The 24,764-nt window shown below is 40.5% G+C and carries 22 protein-coding genes; 9 read left to right on the forward strand and 13 right to left on the reverse strand.

Annotation, left to right across the window (positions count from 1 at the left end):
• Positions 1-25: 25 nt before the first annotated feature.
• Together ACMUMK_RS03225 and ACMUMK_RS03230 are read right to left on the reverse strand one after the other, a co-directional pair.
• A complete protein-coding gene (locus tag ACMUMK_RS03225; protein ID WP_414699680.1) occupies positions 26-670 on the reverse strand; it encodes a hypothetical protein in 645 nt (214 codons plus the stop codon).
• Positions 667-1,464, reverse strand: a complete 798-nt coding sequence (locus tag ACMUMK_RS03230) for an RNA polymerase sigma factor (protein ID WP_414699681.1) — start codon at positions 1,462-1,464, stop codon at positions 667-669. The genes ACMUMK_RS03225 and ACMUMK_RS03230 overlap by 4 nt, the downstream gene beginning before the upstream one ends.
• Positions 1,465-1,761: 297 nt before the next feature.
• Between ACMUMK_RS03230 and ACMUMK_RS03235 the strand changes: the two genes are divergently transcribed.
• Complete coding sequence (locus tag ACMUMK_RS03235; protein WP_414699682.1) at positions 1,762-4,377, forward strand: ATP-binding protein; 2,616 nt, start codon at positions 1,762-1,764, stop codon at positions 4,375-4,377.
• 112 nt (positions 4,378-4,489) lie between these two features.
• Positions 4,490-4,960, forward strand: coding sequence for a thioredoxin (locus ACMUMK_RS03240; RefSeq protein ID WP_414699683.1), 471 nt, complete (start codon positions 4,490-4,492; stop codon positions 4,958-4,960).
• 112 nt (positions 4,961-5,072) lie between these two features.
• Here the strand turns inward: ACMUMK_RS03240 and yjeH are convergent, their stop codons facing one another.
• The gene (gene yjeH / locus ACMUMK_RS03245; protein ID WP_414699684.1) at positions 5,073-6,344 is read right to left on the reverse strand and encodes an L-methionine/branched-chain amino acid transporter; all 1,272 of its coding nucleotides are present in this window, start codon (positions 6,342-6,344) and stop codon (positions 5,073-5,075) included.
• 140 nt (positions 6,345-6,484) lie between these two features.
• On the opposite strand from yjeH, the gene ACMUMK_RS03250 reads away from it, so the two are divergent.
• Entirely contained in the window at positions 6,485-6,913 is a 429-nt protein-coding gene (locus tag ACMUMK_RS03250; RefSeq protein ID WP_414699685.1) for an Lrp/AsnC family transcriptional regulator, read from the forward strand.
• Positions 6,914-6,948: 35 nt separating this feature from the next.
• Here the strand turns inward: ACMUMK_RS03250 and nspC are convergent, their stop codons facing one another.
• The 5 genes from nspC to ACMUMK_RS03275 form a co-directional block, all read right to left on the reverse strand.
• Complete coding sequence (gene nspC / locus ACMUMK_RS03255; protein WP_414699686.1) at positions 6,949-8,088, reverse strand: carboxynorspermidine decarboxylase; 1,140 nt, start codon at positions 8,086-8,088, stop codon at positions 6,949-6,951.
• Positions 8,089-8,194: 106 nt separating this feature from the next.
• Complete coding sequence (locus tag ACMUMK_RS03260) at positions 8,195-9,397, reverse strand: saccharopine dehydrogenase family protein (RefSeq protein ID WP_414699687.1); 1,203 nt, start codon at positions 9,395-9,397, stop codon at positions 8,195-8,197.
• A 147-nt stretch (positions 9,398-9,544) separates the two neighbouring features.
• Positions 9,545-10,075 carry an AAA family ATPase gene (locus tag ACMUMK_RS03265; protein WP_414699688.1) on the reverse strand — a complete coding sequence of 177 codons (531 nt, stop codon included), beginning with the start codon at positions 10,073-10,075 and terminating at the stop codon, positions 9,545-9,547.
• The gene (gene pnuC / locus ACMUMK_RS03270; protein WP_414699689.1) at positions 10,068-10,688 is read right to left on the reverse strand and encodes a nicotinamide riboside transporter PnuC; all 621 of its coding nucleotides are present in this window, start codon (positions 10,686-10,688) and stop codon (positions 10,068-10,070) included. Before pnuC ends, ACMUMK_RS03265 begins: the two co-directional genes overlap by 8 nt.
• An 84-nt stretch (positions 10,689-10,772) precedes the next feature.
• Positions 10,773-11,675 carry a 1-aminocyclopropane-1-carboxylate deaminase/D-cysteine desulfhydrase gene (locus tag ACMUMK_RS03275; protein WP_414699690.1) on the reverse strand — a complete coding sequence of 301 codons (903 nt, stop codon included), beginning with the start codon at positions 11,673-11,675 and terminating at the stop codon, positions 10,773-10,775.
• Positions 11,676-12,023: 348 nt separating this feature from the next.
• On the opposite strand from ACMUMK_RS03275, the gene thrA reads away from it, so the two are divergent.
• From thrA to ACMUMK_RS03305, 6 genes are all read left to right on the forward strand, one after another.
• Positions 12,024-14,486 (forward strand): bifunctional aspartate kinase/homoserine dehydrogenase I, encoded by a 2,463-nt coding sequence (thrA, locus tag ACMUMK_RS03280; RefSeq protein ID WP_414699691.1) that lies wholly within the window; start codon positions 12,024-12,026, stop codon positions 14,484-14,486.
• Complete coding sequence (thrB, locus tag ACMUMK_RS03285; RefSeq protein WP_414699692.1) at positions 14,486-15,481, forward strand: homoserine kinase; 996 nt, start codon at positions 14,486-14,488, stop codon at positions 15,479-15,481. Before thrA ends, thrB begins: the two co-directional genes overlap by 1 nt.
• Positions 15,482-15,572: 91 nt before the next feature.
• Entirely contained in the window at positions 15,573-16,856 is a 1,284-nt protein-coding gene (thrC, locus tag ACMUMK_RS03290; RefSeq protein ID WP_414699693.1) for a threonine synthase, read from the forward strand.
• 9 nt (positions 16,857-16,865) lie between these two features.
• Entirely contained in the window at positions 16,866-17,525 is a 660-nt protein-coding gene (gene ung / locus ACMUMK_RS03295; protein ID WP_414699694.1) for a uracil-DNA glycosylase, read from the forward strand.
• A 115-nt stretch (positions 17,526-17,640) separates the two neighbouring features.
• The gene (locus ACMUMK_RS03300) at positions 17,641-19,275 is read left to right on the forward strand and encodes an FMN-binding glutamate synthase family protein (protein ID WP_414699695.1); all 1,635 of its coding nucleotides are present in this window, start codon (positions 17,641-17,643) and stop codon (positions 19,273-19,275) included.
• Between the two features lie 183 nt (positions 19,276-19,458).
• Positions 19,459-20,478: a GGDEF domain-containing protein gene (locus tag ACMUMK_RS03305; protein WP_414699696.1), complete on the forward strand. Its 1,020-nt coding sequence runs from the start codon at positions 19,459-19,461 to the stop codon at positions 20,476-20,478.
• Positions 20,479-20,586: 108 nt separating this feature from the next.
• Here ACMUMK_RS03305 and ACMUMK_RS03310 read toward each other — a convergent pair whose 3' ends face one another.
• The 5 genes from ACMUMK_RS03310 to ACMUMK_RS03330 all read right to left on the reverse strand — a co-directional run bounded on the left by ACMUMK_RS03310 (position 20,587) and on the right by ACMUMK_RS03330 (position 24,758).
• Positions 20,587-20,946, reverse strand: a complete 360-nt coding sequence (locus ACMUMK_RS03310) for a DUF2750 domain-containing protein (RefSeq protein ID WP_414699697.1) — start codon at positions 20,944-20,946, stop codon at positions 20,587-20,589.
• 167 nt (positions 20,947-21,113) lie between these two features.
• Positions 21,114-21,284, reverse strand: a complete 171-nt coding sequence (locus ACMUMK_RS03315; RefSeq protein ID WP_414699698.1) for a DUF3545 family protein — start codon at positions 21,282-21,284, stop codon at positions 21,114-21,116.
• A gap of 447 nt (positions 21,285-21,731) precedes the next feature.
• Positions 21,732-22,391: a cysteine hydrolase family protein gene (locus tag ACMUMK_RS03320; RefSeq protein ID WP_414699699.1), complete on the reverse strand. Its 660-nt coding sequence runs from the start codon at positions 22,389-22,391 to the stop codon at positions 21,732-21,734.
• Complete coding sequence (locus ACMUMK_RS03325) at positions 22,384-23,439, reverse strand: LLM class flavin-dependent oxidoreductase (RefSeq protein WP_414699700.1); 1,056 nt, start codon at positions 23,437-23,439, stop codon at positions 22,384-22,386. The genes ACMUMK_RS03320 and ACMUMK_RS03325 overlap by 8 nt, the downstream gene beginning before the upstream one ends.
• Positions 23,440-23,465: 26 nt before the next feature.
• The gene (locus ACMUMK_RS03330) at positions 23,466-24,758 is read right to left on the reverse strand and encodes a CynX/NimT family MFS transporter (protein WP_414699701.1); all 1,293 of its coding nucleotides are present in this window, start codon (positions 24,756-24,758) and stop codon (positions 23,466-23,468) included.
• Positions 24,759-24,764: the final 6 nt, after the last annotated feature.

A 24,764-nucleotide genomic window follows, 5' to 3' on the forward strand; every position in this document is an offset into this window, starting at 1 on the left:
CCCTTGATGTTCATCTTTTATTTACCTAATCATCTATGGTGAGTCTTGAAGACTGCACTTTAGATTTATCATTAGCAGGGTAGTATTCAAATTCATACTTACCATTTGGCATGTCTTGTACAGAGATAGGTACGTAAATTTCGCCTACTTCACTGGGTAAATAAGTTAGCTCTGCAAAAATAGTTTGGTCTGTACTTTCACTTGTTAATGAAACATTGAATGGGGTGACCTGTTCAAATTCGGCTTCTAGTACAAAGATTAAAGTATCCGCGCTTGGTGCTACTTTAAACTTTTGTTCATAGTCATCGCTTCTCACGTCTGAAAGGTAAAATAATTCAAGATTTCCTATGGCAGGTGAAGAGGGAGGCTGTATGGCTGGCAGTAATAGAACAGCTGCTAATGCGCATGCTAACCCAGTTCCTAAACTGGCTTTTAGAGGTGTACCAAAAATTCCTTGCCAAAATGAAGGCTTTGATTTGCCTAGCTCAACTTTTGGCATTGTCTCTACCATCACACTATCCAATTCCAATTGCTCCAATAAGTGTGGCTTATCCATTATGTATTCTTCAAACTCTACCGTTTCTTCTGGGGTGAGTTTGTTGTGTAGATATCTTTGCACGGTATCGTTCTGGTTGATGTAATCATCATCCATTTTTTTTGTTGTGTTCATGCACACCTCGACTTAGACGTTAACGGCATACCCAAACTGGTCAGTTGGGGTATATATCGACTATTCATTTTTGGCGTTGTAATAGGTAAGTGCTCTTGATGCTGCTTATCTCTCACTTGTATTGCGAATAAATATTCCCTTTTTAATTCAGAGCTTTGTAGATTGAAAGCAGCGACAAAAATACCTAGGCTTAGATAGGTTGCGGTAATTTTTGACGATTTATCTTCACTTCCAAGTTTATGTTGAATTAACTGCTTAAGCCTTTGCCTAGCTCTAAACAATACTCTGTCAAAGTGTTCTTTAGTTAGGGCTAAGTCTTCACAGATTTGTTGTTTGTTTTGCTCGTAAACAAAGTAATTTTGAAGAATTTCCTTGTCTCTTGGGCTTTTTAGTTCATTGAGTAACTGTGTGGTTATTTCGAGTAGCTTATTTGAGTGTAGGGCTTGGCTGATTTCCATATTGTCAGTAGGCGCATGTATTTCGACATTATCTACGCTATGGGTATCGCGACGAGACTCTTTGCGTTTATGGCCGATTAGCAGGTTAATGCCGGTTTGCCTAATAAACGCTGCAAGAGCGGCTGGGTTGGTAATGCTATCATTCCTTGCTTTTTGAATCACTATCATAAAGGTATCTTGGGCTAGATCTTCTGATAGGCTTTGGTTTTGGGTTTGCCTATTTAGAATAAACATCAACCCGCGGTAGTAGGTAGCGACAAGTTCTTGCTCAGCGTCCTTGTCACCTCTCGATATTCGTAAAATAATCGATTCGGATTGGCTTAGTTTTTGGTCCATCTCTACCACTTTTATTATTTTAATACATTGAATTGGTTGAAATTTGCACTTTCTGAACAAAGGTTAATCGATATTGCTTGGTGGTGCAATTGCAGCTCTCTAAAAAAATGACAAAAACGTGATAATTTAAGGTTACTAAATTGCTATTCTGGGTAGTTTGAAATTTAAGCGTCATTTAAAGGTATTAATGTCCGTCTTTTTAAATTTAGCTTTAGGTTTGTTTGTCTGTATAGGCTCATGAATAAGAGTTGACCTTTACCCCATGGATTTTATGCTAAACATGCTTTGGATGAGATTGTGAAAACACATTTACAAAAAGGTACGAAATTGATTTGGACCCCTTTGCAAAAGAAGGTTTTTTTACTCGTTGCGAGTTTATTTATTCTAGTATTTGCCTTAACCCTTTTGAGTATTTATCAAGCGGCTTATAATCAAGCAGAACGAGAGTTTATTGCCCGTTTAAAGGTGGGTGAGAATGTTTTTAAAAATGAAGTGACGATCGCTAAGCAACACCTCGACTCAAGTGTTGAAACCATAGCTAAAGACTGGGCACTGCGAAGTGCAATAGGACAAGGAGAAGATCCTCAGTCCATTAGAAGTGTATTGTTTAATCATGGCAAACGTATTGAGGCTGATATTGCCTTAGTTCTGGATAGAGAATTTAAGCTTATCGCTCAGTATGGTAACGAAGACGTAATAGTTGATCGTTCATTTGCTCAAAATTTCGATAAGCAGCAGCAGAGCATGCCTTGGATCGCTATGGTGGGTGAGCAGCCTTTCATGATGTCGGCAGATCCAATTAAAGCTCCTGCGACCATTGGCTGGTTGTTAATGGGGAAAAGACTTAATCATGAGTTCTTATCTCGCACTAAAAGCTTAATATCACTCGATATCAATATCTTAGTAACCCAACACCAAGCTAGTTCTATCTTGTTATCTTCCCTTGAAAATAGTCCTGAAATTCAAAACGAATTGGCGCAAGTAGCAGCAAATTTTGTAGCTCAAAAGTCTGAATCAAGCATGTACGTAATGGAAGCTGATGATGTTGTCGTTTTGCCTTTTAGTATTTTTAAGGATCAAGAGCGGCACTTTGTAGTGGTATTGCAAGACTCTATAAGTGCATGGTTGCAAACCCGAAATGCGTTTATGTTAGAGCTGCTACCGTTTTTTATTGTAGGGATCTTACTGGCTTTATTGGGTTCATTTTTTATTGCACGAAGTATTACACGCCCTGTTAGCCGTTTATTGGAGGTGGCTCAGTTGGTCGCTGCAGGAAACTACACTGAAAAAATCAATATTTCTGAAAAAAGTGAACTTGGTGAGTTAGCCAAAGAATTTTCGAATATGCAAAGTGCGGTGATGGAACGAGAGCGAAAAATTAAAGACCAAGCTGAAGAGATTAGGCAAACTCATTTAATTAAATACCAGGTCGAACTTGCCCAAAAAGAACAAAATTTAGCGGCTTCTGCCACCGAAGCAAAAAGTCTGTTTTTGGCAAATGTCAGCCATGAAATCCGCACCCCACTTAATTCTGTTGTAGGTTATTCCGCGATCCTTAATGACCCATCAGCCAGTGCTGAAGAGAAAAATAAAGCAGTACAAGCGGTGCATAATGGTGGTCAGTATTTACTGAATATTGTGAATGATGTACTTGATCTATCTAAAATTGAGGCAGGTAAAATTCAACTCAATAAAACAGAAACTAGTTTAGTGAACATGCTTGATGAGGTGGCATCACACATAGAAGGTTTTGCCTTAGAAAAACACTTAAAATTCGATTTAAAGCTTAATTTTCCATTACCTGAGAAATTCATTACAGATGGCACTAGGTTAAAACAAATATTGTTGAACATATGCAATAACGCTATCAAGTTTACCCAAGAAGGACAGGTGGATGTGCAAATTCATTTAGACAGTTATCGCCGGAGGTTGATATTTGTTGTGTCAGATACAGGTCCAGGAATGAGTGATGAACAGCAGTTACGTTTGTTTACTGCATTTTCTCAAGGCAACCAAGCCATAAATAGAAAATATGGTGGAACAGGGCTAGGGCTTTATATCAGTAAACAGCTAATTGAATTGCTTGGTGGCCATATTAAGGTTACTAGCCAAGAAGGTCATGGTAGCCAGTTTGCTGTGTACCTACCTTGGATTGAGTCAGATGATAAGTCTATGTTGATGTCTGATGAGCAAGTTGAGGTGTTACGTCATGCTGAGGTAAAAAATGAACTGACCATTCCTAAGTTAAGTGGCTGTGTCTTGGCGGTTGATGATAACCAAGATAACAGAGATTTAGTGTCATATTTACTTTCTAAAACTGGACTTGAATTAGTTTTAGCTGAAGATGGTGAGCAAGCATTGAAATTTGCTCAAGAGCAAGATTTTGATCTTATATTAATGGACATGCAGATGCCGGTTCTTGATGGCTTGCAAACAACTACTTTGTTGAAAAAACGAGGGGTTAAAAGTCCAGTGATTATGCTAACCGCAAATGTTGATAGTGGTAGTAAGCAGCAAGTGTTTAATGCTGGCGCTGTTGAGCATTTCGCAAAACCAATTGATACCCGTAAATTTTACGACTTACTTGATAAATACTTGGGTAGTAAGCAGCCAGTAGAGCAAGCTAAAGAGCCAGCAGCAACATTAACTGAATTTGAGAAATTGGTAGATAAATATCGAATGAGCTTTAAACAAAAGTCAGCTGATATTAACCAAGCTGTAGCAGCGCAGGATTGGAATGCGGTAAAGGCGCTCATGCATAAAATTAAAGGTTCAGCGGGGAGCTATGGTTTTCAGAAAATCAGTGATTTTGCCGTTTTGATAGAAGAAAGAATTGAACAAAACGAACTGAATGAAGCGCAGCAGTATATTTTAGAGATGGGTAGTTATATGGAAGATTTATATAACAACTAGCTTGTCGTGAAGGCATTTACTTAAATGAAGTGGCTTTCATTTTGGGGGAAGCCTTTTTAAAAAAGCTAAAGTTAGGTAGCCTTGTGGTCATACTAACAATAAGGATTTATTCATGAAGATTTTTTTAATGTCACTAGTTCTAATGGTGTCAATGGGATGCAGTGCAGTCAATGAAGCTCCGGGGGACCATATAGGCGCTATTTCTGCTACAAAATTGCTTGCTGATTACCCAGAGTTTCAAGCCTCATATAATGAATTTGAGCCAAGTAATAGTGATCTTAAAGCGATGAAATCCCTTGAAGGCAAGTCTATAGTAGTCTTATTTGGGACATGGTGTCACGACAGTGAGAGAGAAGTCCCTAGGTTATTAAAACTGTTGGATAGCTCCAGTGTCACACTGGACAACTTGCAGTTAGTTGCAGTTGACCGTAGTAAACAAGAGCCGGGTAACAGGCACAGTGAGTTTGCGCTGAAATACACCCCTACCATTATTTTATTAGACAGTGGTAAAGAAATAGGACGTGTGATTGAAAGGCCTAAAATCAGTTTAGCGGAAGATTTAGCTGAATTCTCAGCGTTATAATTGTTTGCCACTCCTTATTTATTGATGGTAGGACTTTTTGGCCTGCCATCAATAAACTCATAAACTATCAGGTTTTGATTTTCTTACTGATTGTGTAAGTCATGGTATTTTGTCATTTGCTAGTCGCGACTACTGGCGAAGCTCTTTTGATAGCACTTTTATGTTGCCAGTGCAGCAAAGGTGCGGTTATCAGGATGAGTATCAATGCGTAACTCATTTGCCAGCCTAGCCCCCACATGAGTGCTACACAAAAAGCACAACCCGCCATTATAAAAGGGGTTTGATTGCGACTTAGTAGTTTTACTGCGGCCAACATGGATGCTAAATAGATAATAACAAAGACACCGTTTACCCAAGTAATCAAGTCTTCTAAATGTTTGTCAGTTAAAAACGTCACAGTAATGACGATTGCCATTATCACCAATAAAGTATTTAAGGCGCGTACTGGCACACCATATTGGTTAAGGGCTTTAAAATAACAGGGCAATACTCCGTCGTTGCTAAAACTCCATGCCAATCTGGCGAGGCTAGCAGTGTATACGTTGACCGTTGCAATACCACCTGCAATACCTAATACACCTATTATGGGAGCGCCATATCCACCTAGTAATTGATTGAATACGCCTACAATTGCTAGTTTTTCAGTATTTGGGTTGTGTATTTGTAAGTAGGTACAGATTAGATAAATTAAACCTACTATTGTGCAGCCAATGATGAGCGCCGGAAGTAGGTCTTTTTCTGGATTTTCAAAGTCGTTTGCTAAATGTGCCATGGCTTCAATCCCCAGAAAACTCCAAAAAGCCAGTCCTGCCGCCACTAAGATTAAATCTAGCTTGATATCACTGTTTACGACTGGAGAGGTCGAAGTTAGCGTGCTGCTTGTCTCCGATAACCCCAATAATACAGCCACAATTGCCACTATTATTAATGTTAAGCCGAGTTGTAATTTCGCAGATATTTGAATACCTCTGAAATTTAGAACAAAGAGTAAAACAAGTACGCTAATTTGAGTGAACCATTGCAACACTGGAGGCATAGATATTAAGGAGTCCACAAACTGAAACGTCATAATAATGGCCGCTGGAGCCCCTAATGGAACAACCAGTAAAAATATTATGCCTATTGTTCGGCCTGCTACCACGCCAAATGCTTGTTGTACAAAGAATGCTGGACCAGAGGCATGGGGGTATTTTCCAGCCAATTTTCCAAAAACCAAGGCCACAGGAATGATAGCCAATGTTAAGCCTAGCCACGTATATAAGGCATTGGACGCGGCTATGTTTATTGTCATTTGTGGCAATATAAACACGCTAGTACCAAGCAAAGTGGTGGCAAGTAGTGCTGCTCCCTGCCATAGTCCAATTTTATTATTGTGATTTGCCATCGGCTGTAATACCTTGATTAATAGAGCTTTATATTACAATGATTTACATATTCATTTTGTCATTATGTAACATCAAAATGTCTTTTAAACCGACATAATGACGGATTTTTTAATTTTGATGATGATATGAAGGAAGAGATATGGACAAATTTGATAAGGGGATTATCGCAGAGCTTCGCAGCAATGCTAGAGCAAGTATTTCTCATATTGCAGAAGCGGTGAGTTTGTCTCGTTCCAGTGTATCCGAGCGTATTAAGAAAATGGAAAAAAGTGGCATAATACGCGGCTACCAAGTGTTGCTGAGCGAATCCCAAAAAGAAGGGGTGACTGTATATTTTGAAATTCAACACCGCCGCGCCCGTTGTTCAGATGTCATTCATTTGTTTAAAACAATACCTGAGGTAGTGACATGCCACGGGATCACCGGAGATATGGATTTATTAGTATTTGTAAAAGCAGCAAGTATGCGGCGTATCCATGAAATCCGTGAGTTTTTAGACGTCGAAGAGGATGTAACTAAAATAAAAACCCACGTTGTTATGAGTGAATGGATAGATAACCATAACTAAGCTTTTCCATTCACTTCTCTGGTAATAGGTACTTTTTATGAGAGCTTATTTTTAAAGTCATCGTAGTTAAATGTACGCACTAACTCAAAGCTTCTGTCCTTGCGGAGTAAGCCAATAGAAGGGTGCTCAACACCATTAAAAAAGGTGGTTTTAACCATAGTATAATGGATCATATCTTCAAAGATTATACGCTCGCCTATTTGTAATTCATGGTCAAAACTATAACGATCAATGGCGTCACCTGCTAAGCATGAGTTGCCACCAAAACGATAGGTATAGGCTTTTTCTCCAGAGATACCAGCTCCTCTTACTTCTGGGCGATAGGGCATTTCTAGTACATCTGGCATATGAGCTGTCGCCGAAATATCCAAAATGGCAATCTTGTCTTGGTTTTCAACAATATCAACAACTTCAGTCACTAAGGTACCAGTTTGCCAAGCAACCGCAGAGCCCGGCTCTAGGGTTACCGTTAAATGAGGATAGTTTTCCTTAAAGGTCTTTAATACTTTAATTAGATGCTCTACATCATAGCCTTGCTTGGTCATTAGGTGGCCGCCACCAAAGTTAATCCACTTAAGTGACGGTAGCCATTGTCCGAATTTTTTCTCAATGGCTTGAATGGTGCGCTCTGTAGCAAAGGAGTCAGACTCACATAAGTTGTGAATATGAAACCCTGAAATCCCAGACAAATCTGCGTCTGCTAAGTCACTCGCTTTTATGCCTAACCGCGAGCCGGGCGCACTTGGATCATAGAGCTCTGTTTCTGCCTCTTGATGCTCAGGGTTAACCCTGAGACCTGCAGACAAACCTCCTTCAAGTACTTTTTGCTTATATCTTTGCCACTGTCCCAAACTATTGAATGAAATATGGTCTGCCAAGTTTACTAATTCGTTTATATCTGCTGGCTTAAAAGCAGGAGAATAAACATGCACTTGCTTGCCTATTTTCTCTTTGCCTAGTTTGGCTTCCCAAACACCACTTGCAGTGGAGCCTTGTAAATATTTTTTAACTAAATCAAAGGTAGACCACATTGAAAACCCTTTTAAAGCCAATATTATTTCAACGCCAGATTGCTGTTGAACATATTGCATTAGCTGTAAATTGCTTTCGAGTTTTGCCTCTTCGCATACATAACACGGAGAGGGGATATCTGGGTTTAACATGGAGTCTTGCATATAAATATGGCTTTCTTTGAGTTGAGAAAAATAACTAGGGTACCGACTTTGGAAGCAGATACCCTAAGGATGAACATATCAGCTAGCTTACTTTAAAGGCTATTAGCTATTTAGAAAATGGACTCTCATCGCATTCTAAAACATGCCAAGGCAAGCCGTGAATGTTTAACATTTCCATGAATGGGTCTGGATCAAATTGTTCCATGTTCCAAACCCCTGGTTTTTTCCAGGTACCGTTTAACATTAAGCTGGCACCTATCATTGCTGGTACACCTGTGGTGTAAGATACCGCTTGGGCACCCACTTCTTCATGACACATTGCATGATCGCAGTTGTTGTAGATAAAGATGGTTTTTTCTTTACCGTCTTTAACGCCAGTAATATAAGTACCTATGCAGGTTTTTCCCGTGTAACCATCAGCTAATGAGCCAGGATCAGGCAAAACGGCCTTTAAAAACTCTAAGGGCACAATTTGTTGCCCTTGGAAATTAATGGGTTCAATACTAGTCATGCCAATACCTTCCAATACTTTTAAGTGGGTAAGGTAGGCATCACCAAAGGTCATCCAAAAACGAGCACGTTTGATAGTAGGGAAGTGCTTAACGATAGACTCTAGTTCTTCGTGATACATTAAGTAGGATGCACGTACTCCTATATTTTGATAATCAAGGTCTTCACGTACACTTAATGGCTCGGTTTCTTTCCATTCGCCATTTTCAAAGAAGCGCCCACGTTGGGTGATTTCACGTATATTAATTTCAGGATTAAAGTTAGTTGCAAAAGCTTGACCGTGGTCACCACCATTACAATCTACTATGTCTAGGTAATGAATTTCGTCGAAGTAGTGTTTAGCGGCATAAGCTGTGTACACGTTGGTAACGCCAGGATCAAAACCACTACCTAATAGGGCCATTAGACCTGCTTTTTCGAATTTATCCTGATAGGCCCACTGCCAAGAGTACTCAAATTTGGCCACGTCTTTTGGCTCATAGTTTGCCGTATCTAGGTAATGCACGCCTGTTTCTAAACACGCATCCATAATAGCCAAATCTTGATAAGGTAAAGCAAGGTTGATAACGAGATCAGGTTTAACTTGATTGATGACAGCGACGACTTCGCTGGCGTGATCAGCATCTACTGCAAATACACCTTTTACTCGGTCAACACCTACTTCTTTTTGCAGTGCTTCACATTTTGATACCGTACGACTGGCGAGGTAAATTTCGTCAAAAAATTCAGGTAAACGAGCACATTTTTTAATGGTAACAGCGGCCACACCACCGGCACCAATGATCAAAACACGAGACATAAGAAAATCCAATTAGATTAGGTTAAACAGCAAAAACTGCATGCTATCAGTAATTCATGTCCGTGCAAGAGGAGGATGTAAAATAGATTTATCTGTTACTGATTATTGCTGATTAAAGTGGCTAATTTAGGCCATGAGCTACATGGCTTATTGGGAATATTCTAGTGTTAGTTCTTTGGATACTAACTCGACTCGCTCTTGTATTGAGCCTTTTACTTCTATGTATGGGATCTTATGTTGTTGCATATAGCTACGGTTGAAAGCTTGAAACTCTTGACGATTAGCATCTCCTGAACGCTCCCAGGTATCGTCGTAGGGGATTTCGTCGCCACATAGCACCACCAATGCATAGCGTTTCCAGCAATCTAGTGCCATTTGTTCTAATTCAGGTAAAGCTTGCTGGTGGTAATGTAATGCGAAATGCCAAGTGGTAAAGGCACTAGTATCACACAATAAGTAATGGTTGGCCTTTTCTGCTGCTTGGTCTTCCCATTGGTTTTGCATTTTAGCAATATGTAAAAGCTGCTCTGGAGTTAAACGCCTATCGACTTGGTGGGTAATCCAGTATTCGCGGCCATATTCTGGCACTGTGATAGTGCCGAGCTCTTTTGCTAAGGCTTCGCATAAGGTTGTTTTACCTGTTGAGGGACCACCTAAAAACACTATTCTTTTAATCACTTGCTAAGCCTTTATAATGCTGCTTTTGTAAACTTTGAAACCACTGCCACTGACCGATACAGGCCATGATTAACAAACAGCAGTACAGTACTGAGGTTGGATATAACCCTTTTTGCCAGTAGATTGCAATGGCTACTATATCTACCACAATCCATATGCTCCAGTTTAATAATCTCTTATGGGACAACAACCATTGTGCGGCTAGGCTTGCACAAGTAGTAAAGGCGTCGGGGTAGGGAAAGCTAGCATCTGTATATCGCTGCATTAATGTGCCTACTATCACAGTGCTAATTGAGATTAAAAGTAACCAAAATGCGTATTCTTTGAAGGAGCCCTTTGCAACTATGATGCGGTTATCTGTATCGCTAGACTGGCGCCAAATCCACCATCCATAGAATTGAAAACCAACGTAGAAAATATGCAGTGCCATATCTGAGTACAGCTTAACGTCATAGAAAATCCAAGTGTAAATACTGACCTGTAGCAAGCCGAAAGCAAAGCTCCATATACTACGTTTTATAAGTAAATATACGCATAGAAAGCCCGCTATGGTTGCTATCCATTCTAAAGGGGAGGCGCCGGCAAATCCGGTTAACCACTGCTGCCAATTCATTACCTTGGTGTTTCTCTTGTTGCGATTTGGAGCGCTATTTGAACTAATTATTCATTGTAAAGAAAGGTTTTATTTTGCAATCTATTATCTTGCGCCTTGTAAACCACCTGTATGCAGGGCGAGTATCTTACTGTTTTTGGGAAAGTAATCACGGTTCGCTAAGTCTTTAATTCCATAGCATAACTTACCACTGTAAACGGGCTCTATGGGGATATGAAAGTGTGCTAAAAAGTCTGAGCAAAACTGGTTAAGCTCAGGTGTAGACTTACCATAGCCACCAAAATGATAATCATGAATAATTTTCCAATTGCTATAAGTTTGTCCATTTGGCAAAAAAGAGGCGACTAATTCTTCTAAGTAGCCTTGTCCCTTCAGAACACCAATGCCTATTACTTGCGTTGCCGGTGAAAAGTTAGCAGCACAATTTATAAGACCTGCTAAAGTGCCACCGCTTGCCACTGGGGCAATAATGTAATCGTATTGATGCTGTAATTCAGTCACGATATTTGCAACGCCTTTTAAGGCCTGCTGCTGGGATCCGCCCTCAGGAATAATAAGTGAATCAGGGTATGCTTTTGTGAGTTCTTCTAAGTAGCTTGGATCATTTCGCTTTTTATAGGTAATACGATTGACATATTGCACATGAGTTTGCCATGCCAGCAAGTCGTTTAGCATGGGGCTGAGGTTCGAGGAGTAGTCGCCTCTTACTATGGCCGTAAACTTGATACCTAATTTATAACAGCAATAACCTAAAGCATGCAGGTGGTTAGAGAATCCGCCGCCAAAACTGATAATATGCTTTACCTGTTTTTGCTGTGCTTCAGCTAATGGGTAAACTAGCTTGCGCCATTTATTTCCAGATATCACAGGGTGAACAAGATCATCCCTTTTTATGGTTAAGGTTAATGCTTTTTTATCTAACCACGACGCTGTAAGAGCTTGCTCAGGGGACGGCGTATTTATATTTAATTGCTTGCTTAAAGACATTGCTCTCTTGCCATTTATGTAGTGGCAACATAATAGTTTTTATTGGCGTTATGGCAATAACTAAACGGCTATTTAAGGGGCTCTGGTAAAAGTAGATATAACAAATAACAAAACAACCACATATGTTGGTTGACATATAGACGTCTATACGGCAAATTGCCCACATGAAAATGAATACAACAACTACGACCAGCATGATTATTATCACCCTCTATGAGGTGGTCGCTGGCTAGTGCATACGCATTACACATTAAAAGCCCGCAGCCCAAGCGGGCTTTTTTGTTATTTGGCTTTGTGAAAAGCGAATAAAAATATAAACATGGCTAAGTAAAGATTAAGGAGTACAAAATGAAGGTGTTGAAGTTTGGTGGATCGTCTCTTGCTGACGCAGAACGCTACTTGAGAGTGAAAGACATTAGTATGTCTTGTCACACCGAAACTGGCGCAGCAGTTGTTTTGTCTGCTCCAAAAGGCGTTACTAATGCCTTGTCTTTATTGTGTGACGAAGCCGCTGCGGGTAAAGATTATGGCGAATTGTTTGCAAAGTTAAATATGGTGCTTTTCGGTATTCTTGATGATCTGCAAGACAATGTTCCAAATTTTACCTCAACTAAGTTAGCTGATTTTGTACAACAGACATTAAATGAATTAAATCAACACCTAGAAGGCTTTGCCTTATTAGGCTGTGCGCCAGACCAAGTGGTTGCTAAAGTACTAAGTGTGGGTGAGTACGTTAGCGTTAATATCTTTAGTGAAATCTTAAATGCCATTGGTCAAAGTAACCAAATAATTGACCCTGTTGATTATATTATTGCCGAAGGTGATTACCTAGATAGCATAGCTGACGTATCTGCAAGTAAGGCAAGATTCAGTGATGTTGATACTTCAGGTGATAATGTATTAATTATGCCAGGTTTTGTTGCAGTAAATGAAGCGGGCGAAAAAGTCACATTAGGGCGCAATGGCTCTGATTACTCTGCGGCTATTTTAGCGGCATGTATCGATGCAGAATGTTGTGAAATCTGGACAGACGTAGATGGTGTTTATAATGCCGATCCTAACCAAGTTGATGGTGCAGTTTTACTTGATAAATTAACCTATCAAGAAGCCATGGAGCTATCTTACTTTGGCGCCAAAGTTTTACATCCTAAAACTATTGGTCCAATCGCACAGCATCATATCCCTTGCTTGATCCGTAATACTTTAAATCCTGCAGCGCCAGGTACCTTGATTAGTAATCAAGCCAGTACTAAGTGGACTAGCGTAAAAGGTATCTCCCATTTAGACGACATGACTATGTTCAATGTGGCAGGGCCCGGAATGAAAGGCATGGTAGGCATGGCTAGCCGTGTATTCGAGGTTATGTCGAATGCCAATGTGTCTATAAGTTTGATTACACAATCTTCTTCTGAATATAGCATTAGCTTTTGTATTCATAGCAAAGATGCGGATAGAGCTTTAGATTTGTTAGAAGACTCTTTTGCTTTAGAGCTTAGCAACCAATTGTTAGATCCAATCGAAGTACGTCACGATTTAGCTATTGTTACTTTGGTGGGCGATGGTATGCGCCACTCTAAAGGGCTAGCGGCTAAGTTTTTCAACTCTCTATCTCAAGCACGTGTAAACAATGTGGCTATTGCTCAAGGCTCTTCTGAGCGTTCTATTTCTACGGTTATAGAAGCTGCGAAAGCTAAGAAGGCGGTGCGAGTTGTACATCAAAACTTCTTCTCTGATTTACATGCTATAGATGCATTTTTGGTGGGCTGTGGCAGCGTAGGAAAAGAGTTTTTGCAGCAAGTGGCTCGCCAACAAGCTTCATTGCTAGAGCGTAATATCAGTTTAAATGTTTACGGTATCGCCAACAGTAAAAAATGTTTGTTACAAGCAGGTGGTATCGATTTAAATTCAGCTTGGGCTGATGCTTTAAGCGAAAGTGATGAACAGTTTTCAATCGAAGCATTAACGGGCTTTGTTCATGCCAACAGCTTAATCAACCCAGTTATTATTGACTGTACGAGTAGTACTGTGATTGCAGAACAATATCCAGAGATGATGCAAAGTGGTTTTCACGTAGTAACACCTAATAAGAAGGCTAATACGGCTAGCTATGAGTTTTATGAGTTGTTACGAGATACAGTTCAAGAAACAAATCGTCAGTTCTTATATGAAACCACAGTTGGTGCAGGCTTACCTGTTATTGATAACTTGCAGCATTTGTTCTACGCAGGTGATGAGTTGGTTCGATTCGAAGGTATTCTGTCAGGGTCTCTATCTTTTGTATTCGGTAAGCTAGATGAAGGTTTGACCCTATCACAGGCTACAGAAATTGCTAAAAAGAATGGCTTTACTGAGCCTGACCCCCGTGATGATTTAAGTGGAATGGATGTCGCCAGAAAATTACTTATCATGGCCCGTGAAGCTGGGCTGAAACTAGAGTTAGCAGACATAACCATTGAACCAGTATTACCTGCATCCTTTGATGCAAGTGGCAGTATTGATGAGTTTATGGCGAACCTACCACAGATAGATGCTGCTTTTGCCAAAAGAGTAGAAGCTGCTAAAAGTGAAGGTAAGGTGCTTAGATACGTAGGCTCTATTGATCATGGAAAATGTGTGGTGAGTATTGAAGCGGTGGATGAGTCCCATCCACTTTATATGGTTAAAGAAGGTGAGAACGCACTGGCAATCCATAGTCGCTACTATCAACCTATTCCTTATGTTATCCGTGGATATGGTGCAGGTGCAGCAGTGACAGCCGCTGGCGTATTTGCAGATGTGATGCGTACTATGCCTTGGAAACAAACAGTATAATGTCAGGCTCGAATATGAATAAATCAAAGCTAGTTGCATACGCACCTGCCTCAATTGGTAATGTCAGCCTTGGCTTTGACTTACTGGGCGCTGCCCTGAAACCTATTGATGGCAGCCTATTAGGTGATGAAGTAGAAGTTGAAGTGGCAGAGACGTTTAGTTTAGAAGTTAAAGGACGTTTTGCTGATAAATTACCTCCTGATCCAGACAGCAACATAGTCACCCGCTGTTACCAACATTTTATAAAAGTATTACAAGAGCAAGGCCATAGCGCCAGTTCAATTCCTGGTTTAAAATTGACACTACACAAACATTTGCCAATTGGTAGTGGTTTAGGATCGAGCGCTAGCTCTATTGTGGCAGCGTTACATGGACTGAATCAGTTTTTTACTGAGTATTTTGGTAGTGCCCCTTTTACCGATAACCAGTTGTTATTGGTAATGGGTGAGCTAGAAGGGCAAATCAGTGGCAGTATTCATTATGATAACGTAGCGCCATGCTTTTTAGGCGGTTTAGTCCTTATGGCTGAACATAAAGAGCAAGTGGCTTTGCAGTTACCCTGTTTCAAACATTGGTACTGGGTATCTTGTTATTCTGGTATTAGCGTATCCACTGCTGCGGCGCGTGATATTCTTCCTAAGCAAGTGCCTATGGCTGATACCATTAAGTTTGGGCGTCAGTTGGCGGTATTTACTGATGCACTTTACCGTGAAGACGAAGCATTGGCCGCAGCCATGATGCAAGATGTTATCGCCGAACCTTATCGAAAGTCTCTATTACCTAAATTTGATGAGTCCCGTGCATTTGCAGAACAACAAGGGGCACTAGCCTTTGGTATTTCAGGCTCAGGACCAACGGTATTTGCTGTTTGTGATAATTTAGAAAACGCAGAAAAAATTAATCAATGGTTAACAGACAATTATATTCAAAATGACACCGGCTTTAGTCATATATGTCAGTTAGACCAAAACGGCGCAACTTCGCGTCATTGTTGAAAACCAAGCCGCGCATTTTAGGTGCGGTAGCAATGAATGAACACTGTACATAACTTAAGTGTTTTGAAATTGGAAAACAAAGGTATGAAAAGTGGAACTTGTAAATCTTAAAGATGCAGCAGACCAAGCATCATTTGCAGAAGCAGTTAAAAAAGGGCTAGGAAAAAACCAAGGTTTATACTTTCCTAAAGAGTTACCAAAATTTGAAAACATCGATGCGATTTTGGCAATGCCATTTGTTGAACGTAGCATTGAAATTTTAAGTACCTTGATTGGTGATGAGTTACCTCGTGAAACCGTTGCAAGCATAGTGACTAAGGCTTTTGCATTTGAAGCACCCTTGGCAAAAGTAACAGACAATGTATACAGTTTAGAGCTGTTCCATGGGCCAACCCTTGCTTTTAAAGATTTTGGTGGTCGCTTTATGGCCCAGTGCCTAACCGCTATTTCTAACGGTGACCCTATTACGATTTTGACTGCTACCTCTGGTGACACTGGTGCTGCTGTAGCTCATGCGTTTCACGGTATAGATAATATCAATGTGGTTATCTTGTATCCGAAAGGCAAAATTAGCCAACTGCAAGAGAAACTGTTCACTACCCTAGGTGACAACATCCATACTGTGGCGATTGAAGATGACTTTGATGCTTGTCAGCAACTTGTAAAGTCTGCTTTTGATGATCCTGAAGTACGTGATGGTTTACATCTAAACTCTGCAAATTCTATTAATATCAGCCGCTTAGCTGCTCAGGTTTGTTATTATTTTGAAGCGGTTTCTCAGCTTTCTGAAGAAGAACGTCAAGACTTAGTGATTTCAGTTCCTAGTGGTAACTTTGGTAATTTAACAGCTGGTTTAATTGCAAAAGTAATGGGATTACCTGTTAAGCATTTTGTTGCCGCGACCAATTTAAATGACACTGTGCCCCGTTACTTAAAAACAGGTGAGTGGGATCCTAAAGATACAGTCGCTACTATGTCCAATGCTATGGACGTAAGCCAACCTAACAACTGGCCCCGTATCGAAGCGATTATCGAGCAAGGTTACCTTGATAAGTCTGTTATTTCTGGTGATACAGTAGATGAAGATTACACCCAAGTGGCTATGCGCCAGTTAGCGCAACTTGGTTATGTGAGTGAACCCCACGCAGCTATTGCTTATAAAGCCTTGGTTAGAAAGCTTGAAGAAGGGCAGACTGGTATTTTCTTAGGTACAGCGCATCCTGCAAAATTCCGTGAAACAGTTGAAAACGTATTAGGGCAACCTATCAGCTTGCCGCAACCTTTGGTTGATTGCGCAGGAAAAGAAGGCTTATCAGCTGAATTACCTGCAGACTATGAAGCCCTGAAAGCTCATTTGTTAGCGCTGCTTGGATAAGTTAAGTCTATGCAAAAATGGGCGGATGTTTTAGCTCAAGAACAGCAGCAGCCTTATTTTCAAGATATTATGCAATATGTTGAAGATGAGCGGGCTGCTGGCAAGACAATCTACCCATTAGCAGAGGACGTATTCAATGGGTTTTCTTTGACTGAGTTTGACAAGGTTAAAGTGGTGATTTTAGGGCAAGACCCTTATCACGGACCCAAACAGGCCCATGGGTTAAGCTTTTCTGTGTTGCCTGGTGTAAAAATCCCGCCTTCTTTGGGAAATATTTATAAAGAGCTCGCTACTGATATCGAAGGTTTTTCCATTCCACAGCATGGCTGCTTAGATAGCTGGGCTCAGCAAGGGGTGTTGCTACTCAATACCGTATTAACGGTACAGGAAGGTAAAGCTCATTCCCATAGTAAAATAGGTTGGGAGCGCTTTACCGAGTATGTCATTAAGCAGTTGAGCCTGAAACACACAGGGTTGGTTTTTTTGTTATGGGGTAGCCATGCTCAAAAAAAAGGTGACGTAATCGATAAGCAAAAACATCATATTTTGCAAGCCCCTCATCCTTCGCCTTTATCAGCCTACCGTGGCTTTTTTGGCTGCCAGCACTTTTCACAAACAAATAAAATATTACAACAGCAGAATAAAACTGTTATTAATTGGCAACTTTAACTGTCATGTCACCCGAGTGTTAACTTATTGAAAACACTGTACGTCAGTCATTTGGGCGGTGTTTGGTTAATATGTGTTAATGGTTAATTTCTAGCTGAAAGATAGGATCAAATTTATGCGGAAGTGGTTTGTAAAAGGTGCGATTGCTACTTGGCTTACAGTCATTTTATTGAGTTTTATATGGCCAGGTTTATTGTGGTTATGTTTAATTTTATTGCCTGTGACCGCAACGGGTATATACGACATGTACCAAACTAAACATGCTTTATGGCGAACGTTTCCTGTAGTGGGGCGTGGTCGCTGGGTTATGGAGTTTTTAAGGCCATTTGTACGCCAATACTTTTTTGAGTCAGAGACAGATGGTGTTCCAATTAATCGCATGTTCCGCTCGGTGATTTATCAGCGTGCTAAAGGGCAAAAAGATACCGTACCTTACGGAACAAAACTCGATACTCGTCAGGTAGGGTATGAATGGATAGGTCACTCTATGGCAGCAATCCACCTCGATCCCCATGCTTTATATCCAAGGGTAAAAATTGGTGGACCTGATTGTAAAAAGCCTTATCAAGCCAGTATCTTTAATGTTTCAGCTATGAGTTTTGGGTCATTAAGTGGTAATGCTATTCAGGCCCTTAATAAGGGGGCTAAGCTAGGTGGCTTTTATCATAATACCGGGGAAGGAAGTGTTAGTCCTTATCACTTGCAACACGGTGGAGACTTAGTTTGGCAAATTGGAACAGGTTACTTTGGTTGTCGTGATGAAAAGGGCAAATTTAGCGAAGAGCTGTTCGCTAAAACTGCTACCAAAGATAATGTAAAAATGATTGAGATTAAGCTGTCTCAAGGCGCTAAACCCGGCCATGGGGGAATATTACCCGCGGATAAAAACACCATCGAAATTGCTCAAATCAGAACCGTTAAGCCCGGTACTAGAGTTGACTCACCTCCTGCTCATAAGGCCTTCAAAACCCCTTTAGGTATGATGCTTTTTATTCAGAAGCTACGCGACTTGTCTGGCGGTAAACCTGTTGGTTTCAAGCTAGCTGTTGGCCGAAAAAGTGAGTTTGTCGCCATTTGTAAAGCTATGGTTGAAACTAATATCAAGCCAGACTTCATTACCGTTGATGGCGGAGAGGGTGGCACAGGTGCTGCACCTTTGGAATATAGTAACTCTGTGGGTATGCCTTTAATTGAAGCTTTAGTGTTTATTCGCGATGTTTTGGTAGGTTTTAATCTTAAGAAAGATATAAAAATTATCGCCAGTGGCAAAGTCTTTACTGGCTTTCACTTAGTGCGAAACTTAGCCTTAGGTGCAGATGTCTGCAACAGTGCTAGGGGCATGATGGTGGCGTTAGGTTGTGTTCAGTCTTTGGTTTGTAATAGCAATGAATGTCCAACAGGCATTGCAACACAAGACCCAACCCTAGAAGCAGGCTTAGTGGTTGGAGACAAAGCTAGTCGTATTGCTAGGTATCAAAAAGAGACAGTAAAGGCTTGTATGGACTTAATTGCTTCAGCAGGGCTTAGAGATCCCAGCCAAATTAATCGTACCCATATTCACCGTAGAGTGAGCCAAACCGAAATTAAGCGCTACGATGAAATCTACCCAGAGTTGACAGACGGAGAGCTCTTAACCAGCGAATACCCAGTAAGGTTTGCACATGAAATGAAAGAGTCGTCAGCTGAGTGTTTTATGCCTAATCATTACGTTATTGAATGTTACAGTGGTTTAGAGACCCTACCCGATTAATTTTGGGGGAGGTATGTATGGCTTATAAAGTTGATTTAGAGCATGGTGGTTAAAATATTTAGTGTCTTAATTGTAATTAAGCAATTAAGAACAAGGTTTTAACTATATAATATTATTAAAGACCCCATACAAGCTTGCAGGATTGTATGTGTGAAGACGATACACTAAGGAATATATTTTACCATGACTGCTCCTAACTTATGGGGAAACGAACTAGAGTATCGTCGTACTGTTCTGAAAGTTGTGCTTCTTGTTATTATACTGGCAGGTATAACTTTCACGATTAACAACTGGGTGGTCGGTCATAAGATTTTCGCCATGGTAGAGCTATTGGTGGTTGTCTTATCTGTGTTTATTTTAGTTATTCACAAAAAAACACCAAACCTCACCCTGTGGTCATCAGTGTTTTTGTTTGCACTTTATACTGTTATTTTAATTGGTATTTACACTGCTTCTTTTAGTTCAGCCCTATACAGTTGGCTTTTTATTGTACCTGTATTGTCTTATTTATTGCTGGGCACCCTGTTAGGTACAATTTACTCAATTATCTATGTTGGTTTAGGCTGCGGCCTTTTGTCTTATCGTCACATCATGCACTTTAGCGAGATCCCTACAATAGCAATTGTAAATATCGCACTAGCATTAATTGCCATATGGGCTTTATCTTATACCTACGAACAGAAGCGTGCAGAAATGGTGAAGCGCTTACAAGAAATGGCATCGTTAGACCCACTTACAGGCTTGAATAATAGATTATTATTAAGCTCCATTTTCGAAATGTTGCAACAAAGTTTACCCGAGAAACAAAAGTCAGTGTCAATGATATTGATAGATTTGGATCATTTTAAAAAGGTAAATGATGTGTTTGGTCACGGTGTTGGCGATGCTGTGCTAGTTGATGTCTCTCGAATTATAAGCAGTATGCGCCGCAGAAATGATTGGGCATTTAGATTTGGCGGAGAAGAGTTTTGCTTACTCGTCCCTGAGGTGAATATCTCTCAAGCTAGCAGTGTTGCTGAACGTTTAAGGCATGCAGTGGAGAACAATCTAAATGCCGAAGGCTATTCTGCTGCTATGACAGTGAGTATAGGTGTTGCTCGCTGGCCTGAAAATGGTCAGACGCTCTCTGACCTTTATAAAGTGGCTGATGAAAGGCTTTATAAAGCTAAAGAACAAGGTCGTAATCAAGTTGTGTCAGAATGAGTGCAATTGTCTAAAGTAGTAGGTATTTTTTGATGGCAATAATTGGGGCCAGATTAAAACGAATTGGCCCACTCTTATGCGATTAATGAAAAGTACTTGAATAGAAGGTTAAAAGGTTTCAATTTTAGCCAATAGTTGACTGAAGTCGGCCAACTCTAACTCTAAATATTCACCGCCATCTAGCCATTCAATACCAATCATAACGTTATCTTCAGCTAAGTCTTCAACCCAAAATTCTAACCAGTCTGCAACGGTTATGGCTTTAGGCGTGTAATCTTGCCATTCATCAATACAATGGGCTTGGGCGAGCTTATTACTTGACCAAAGTGGCATAACATCAGTATTTTCAAAATTGATTGAATCAAGAATAACCCAGCCTTCACTGGCTGCATCTTGCAATGCCCAAAGTGTTTGCGTGCTTTTTACTTGGGCCATAAAGTCGGCGGAGATTGGACTGGTATCTGTCATTGTAGGAGATCTCTTAGTGATAATTTACCGGGCATTCTACAGAGTAGTGACAGTAAAGCTATTTACCTTTGCAAGTGGCTAATAGTTTTTTCTATTTAACTAGTATGTATATGAGGCAGGAATAGGGAAACAAAAAAGCCCTAACAACTTAGGGCTTTTCGCTGGATTTAAATAAATTCTAATTCATCTTCGGGAGACATTCCCAGCTCTCGAAGCTCTTTTTTGAGTTGATGCCTGTCACGTATGGCTTCTATCTCTCGCCATCTACGTTTGCTGCTTTTAGTTTTAGGAGTAGGGTTTTCTGTATCTAATGTTGACAATAATTCAGACTTATCCATTTGGAACCTCTTTATCATTTTTATAGCGCAGGAATTACAACAATACTTCGTAAGCTAATGTGATTTTAGTCCACAAAACAGCAGCTTATGGTATGTATATCATACAAGTTCATAAGCTAGAATATATTTTTTACCGTTTTGTTGCTTGTCTATGAAGTTTTCATGACAAATCAGTTTTTTCTCTATTAATTACAATAGAAAATGGCCTATCTAATCCTATTATTCATTGCAGAATCCTATTTTAACCTTTGCTGACTTGCTCCTATTTACTTTTAAAATCAAAACATTGGGCATATGAATGAAAGAATGAAATTGGAATTAATCCATCATTACTCATGTTATTAACGAAAGGATAGAAACATGAGCTATCTTAATACTAAGGCTTTCTCAACATCTTCAATTGAAATTTTATAGTTAGTGTGGGTATCTGAAGAATATAGGGACTGGTCAAAGCGTTTTCTCCCATATAGAACAAATTTGTTTTGTATTACTCAATAACGCAAAGTTTATTGCCATTGCTGATAAGCTTGCTTCGTGAATATGGGGCTCGTAAGCGGCACATGCATCGGTGGCGACTATGGCGTGATAGTCACGATGAAAGGCATCTCTTACACTCGACTCCACGCAGCATTCGGTAGTCACGCCACAAAACACCAGTGTGTCTATATTCTTAAGTTGCAATTGCTGGTCGAATTCAGTTTCATGAAATGCGCTGTAGCGGGTTTTGTAAATAACCGAATCCAATGCTGAAGGCCGAACTTTATAAAAGTCACAGCCGTTAGTGTCTTCACGGCAAATTGCGCTTTCGACTTCTGGATCTCTGCCTTGGCGACTCATCCATTGTTTCCAAGCTGCGGAGTCTGTGTTTTGTGCTGTTTTTAAGCCGATAAAATAAACCGGTACGCCAGCCTTGTGAGCGGCATTAACTAATGCTTGGCAATGTTCAATGGCGGGCTGCACAGCTTCCATGTTTAAGCCAAATTGGCCCAGCAAACCAATTGGACTCGCAAAGTCTAGTTGTACATCGATAATACACAAGGCAGTGCGTTCAGGAGCAATCCATGGGGTCTGTAGCTGGGTTAATTGAATTACGGCCATGTCAGCCATAATGAGCCCTTAACTCAGGTAGAATATGTTGCCCAAATTTATGTAGCCCTTTTTCATAGTCATCAAAAATAATCATTACACCATCCATTTCGGTGCCATCAATGACCTCAATTAACTGCTGTTTTACTGATTCAACCGTGCCGACTAGCTCACGGCTCATAAAAGCACCTTGAGAGCGAATAACCATAGCATTGTCTTTTAACGCAGGATCAATTCCGTAGGAGCGCATCATACCTTCTACTGCCCCAGAGTCCTTACCATCTCTGTAGTGTTGGGCTTTGGCTTGGGCTTGCTCTTCGGTATCTTCGATGATTAGAATCGCCATGCAATAGCACTTAACTGTCGTGTTTAACTCATCGGCAATACTTCTGGCCATGCGTGTTATTTTAAGGGTTTCTTCATCGTTTTTACCCCCAACAAAACACGCATCTGTATTTTTTACAGAAAATCTTAAGCCACGCTCTGATTGGCCTGCGCATACTGTAAATGGTTTTTTGGCAGGCTTAGGCTGCGACACGCAGTCTTCAAATTTAAAGTATTTTCCGTCGTAATTAACGTGGTCTTCTTGCCATAACTTGTGTACTAGTTCAGTCCACTCTTGAGCGTAAACGTAGCGCTCATCATGGTCTATTTCATCGCGCCACACTCCCATTTGGTTTAGCTCATCTCTGAAAGAGCCTGACACAATATTTAAACCTGCTCGGCCGTTAGATATTTGATCTAAAGTTGCAAACATCTTAGCGACAGCTGCAGGATTCATCATTAGCGTGTGGACTGTTGCAATCACTTTAGCGTGACTGGTGGCTTCAGCTAGGCCAGCCATCATAGTTATTGACTCTAATGAGGTGCCCCAGTGTTCGGTTTTACCCCCATAACCACGCCATTTAGCCATGGACATTATGAAGTCCATTTTGTAATCGTCTGCAATCTTGGCTGCAGTTTTATTTTGCTGGTAGGTGGCATCTAATGGTGGGGTGTTTTCAGATACAATCCAGCCGCCATTTGCAATAGGTAAAAATACGCCGAATTCTTTGTTATAGGTAGTCATTTGAATTGTTCCTGTGCTTAAGAAATTTAATCACAATCTTTAACAGTAAGCATATTATTGCTTGAAGGGGTGGGAGGTTTGGTTTTACTAGGCAAGTCCAGTCTAGGTGGACGCATAAAAGTAATACCAATAAATATAAGAATCGGCAGGGTACCTATTAGCAGAAATGGTGGAACGAAGGTGCCAGTGGCATCTTTTAGGTAGCCACTTAATAAAGGTGCTGCAGCGGCAACTGTTGCGCCAACATTCATGAATGAAAACAGTTGTAAATAAGGGGCTGTACCGAAATAACGAATCAATAAAACAGTACAAGATAAAAACGTTAAACCAAAGCCAAATCCAATAGCGAATGAGTAAAAACCTAAGCTTAATAATGTTTGGCCAAAACTAAGGGCAAACATGCCGCCAGCTAATAACATTAAGGCTATTTGCAACATGACTTTGGGTTCAAAATACTCGCCAATAAAGCCTCCGACTATTCGCGAGATGGCATTACAAAATGCCTCGGCAGACAATAGCGTGCTAGCTAAAGCAAATGACACACCCACTTCAGTTAAGTGGGCAACAGAAAAGCTATTGACTGTGATCCCTACGAATAACACAGTAGAGTAGGCGGCGAGTAATAGTAAGTATTGAGGTGTTCTGACTGCTCGTTTAAAGGTCCATGCTTGTTCTGTTTCATACACTCTTTGTTTTTTGGAATTAGCCCCTTTGTGTTCTGGTGGTGTCTGCAATCGTTTGGCGTCAGTCAAAAGTAGTGAGGCGAGCATAAATAAAACCGAAACGATAATAGCCCCTAGCATAACTAACCAGTGGTAGCGCCAGTTCCCTAATATATCTGTCGCTAGCCATACAATAATAGGGCCCACAACGCCACCTAAGCCTCCTACTGTGTAATAAAAACCAAATGCCGTAGAGTGCTTTTTAAAAAAGTGGGTAATAACATAGGTGCCTGGTACTGAACCTACAAAGGTATATCCTGTTCCGATTAATATACAACCCCAAAAATAAGAAACGGGGGTTGCCGTTGTATACAGGATCATGAAACCAGCGGTTAAAATTATTAAGCCGGTAATTAAGGTAACAGGTAAACCCCAATTTTTAATGGTTACTGTAGGTAAGTAGCTGCTTAAACCGCAGGCGATCCCCAAGAAGGTGAAGCCAAGGCCCGCTGTGGTCCAGTCCCAGTTCATCTCTGTTACCATAGCAGGTAACACTACGCCTAATGAGGTAAAGGTCGCTGCGGTTATTACAAAGAAACCAAGACTAAAAGCGCACAACACAAAACGCGCTTGTATATCTGCGGTTAACTTACCCATAAGGTC

It is taken from the genome of Paraglaciecola sp. 2405UD69-4 (assembly GCF_047525415.1).
Classification (GTDB): Bacteria; Pseudomonadota; Gammaproteobacteria; order Enterobacterales; family Alteromonadaceae; genus Paraglaciecola.

What these genes read in the sequence shown, in the direction of transcription:
- ACMUMK_RS03225 (WP_414699680.1), bottom strand. Translation starts at nt 670, where the DNA reads ATGAACACAACAAAAAAAATGGATGATGATTACATCAACCAGAACGAT.
- ACMUMK_RS03230 (WP_414699681.1), bottom strand. Translation starts at nt 1,464, where the DNA reads ATGGACCAAAAACTAAGCCAATCCGAATCGATTATTTTACGAATATCG.
- ACMUMK_RS03240 (WP_414699683.1), top strand. Translation starts at nt 4,490, where the DNA reads ATGAAGATTTTTTTAATGTCACTAGTTCTAATGGTGTCAATGGGATGC.
- yjeH (WP_414699684.1), bottom strand. Translation starts at nt 6,344, where the DNA reads ATGGCAAATCACAATAATAAAATTGGACTATGGCAGGGAGCAGCACTA.
- ACMUMK_RS03250 (WP_414699685.1), top strand. Translation starts at nt 6,485, where the DNA reads ATGGACAAATTTGATAAGGGGATTATCGCAGAGCTTCGCAGCAATGCT.
- nspC (WP_414699686.1), bottom strand. Translation starts at nt 8,088, where the DNA reads ATGCAAGACTCCATGTTAAACCCAGATATCCCCTCTCCGTGTTATGTA.
- ACMUMK_RS03260 (WP_414699687.1), bottom strand. Translation starts at nt 9,397, where the DNA reads ATGTCTCGTGTTTTGATCATTGGTGCCGGTGGTGTGGCCGCTGTTACC.
- pnuC (WP_414699689.1), bottom strand. Translation starts at nt 10,688, where the DNA reads ATGAATTGGCAGCAGTGGTTAACCGGATTTGCCGGCGCCTCCCCTTTA.
- ACMUMK_RS03275 (WP_414699690.1), bottom strand. Translation starts at nt 11,675, where the DNA reads ATGTCTTTAAGCAAGCAATTAAATATAAATACGCCGTCCCCTGAGCAA.
- thrA (WP_414699691.1), top strand. Translation starts at nt 12,024, where the DNA reads ATGAAGGTGTTGAAGTTTGGTGGATCGTCTCTTGCTGACGCAGAACGC.
- thrB (WP_414699692.1), top strand. Translation starts at nt 14,486, where the DNA reads ATGTCAGGCTCGAATATGAATAAATCAAAGCTAGTTGCATACGCACCT.
- ung (WP_414699694.1), top strand. Translation starts at nt 16,866, where the DNA reads ATGCAAAAATGGGCGGATGTTTTAGCTCAAGAACAGCAGCAGCCTTAT.
- ACMUMK_RS03300 (WP_414699695.1), top strand. Translation starts at nt 17,641, where the DNA reads ATGCGGAAGTGGTTTGTAAAAGGTGCGATTGCTACTTGGCTTACAGTC.
- ACMUMK_RS03305 (WP_414699696.1), top strand. Translation starts at nt 19,459, where the DNA reads ATGACTGCTCCTAACTTATGGGGAAACGAACTAGAGTATCGTCGTACT.
- ACMUMK_RS03310 (WP_414699697.1), bottom strand. Translation starts at nt 20,946, where the DNA reads ATGACAGATACCAGTCCAATCTCCGCCGACTTTATGGCCCAAGTAAAA.
- ACMUMK_RS03315 (WP_414699698.1), bottom strand. Translation starts at nt 21,284, where the DNA reads ATGGATAAGTCTGAATTATTGTCAACATTAGATACAGAAAACCCTACT.
- ACMUMK_RS03320 (WP_414699699.1), bottom strand. Translation starts at nt 22,391, where the DNA reads ATGGCTGACATGGCCGTAATTCAATTAACCCAGCTACAGACCCCATGG.
- ACMUMK_RS03325 (WP_414699700.1), bottom strand. Translation starts at nt 23,439, where the DNA reads ATGACTACCTATAACAAAGAATTCGGCGTATTTTTACCTATTGCAAAT.
- ACMUMK_RS03330 (WP_414699701.1), bottom strand. Translation starts at nt 24,758, where the DNA reads ATGGGTAAGTTAACCGCAGATATACAAGCGCGTTTTGTGTTGTGCGCT.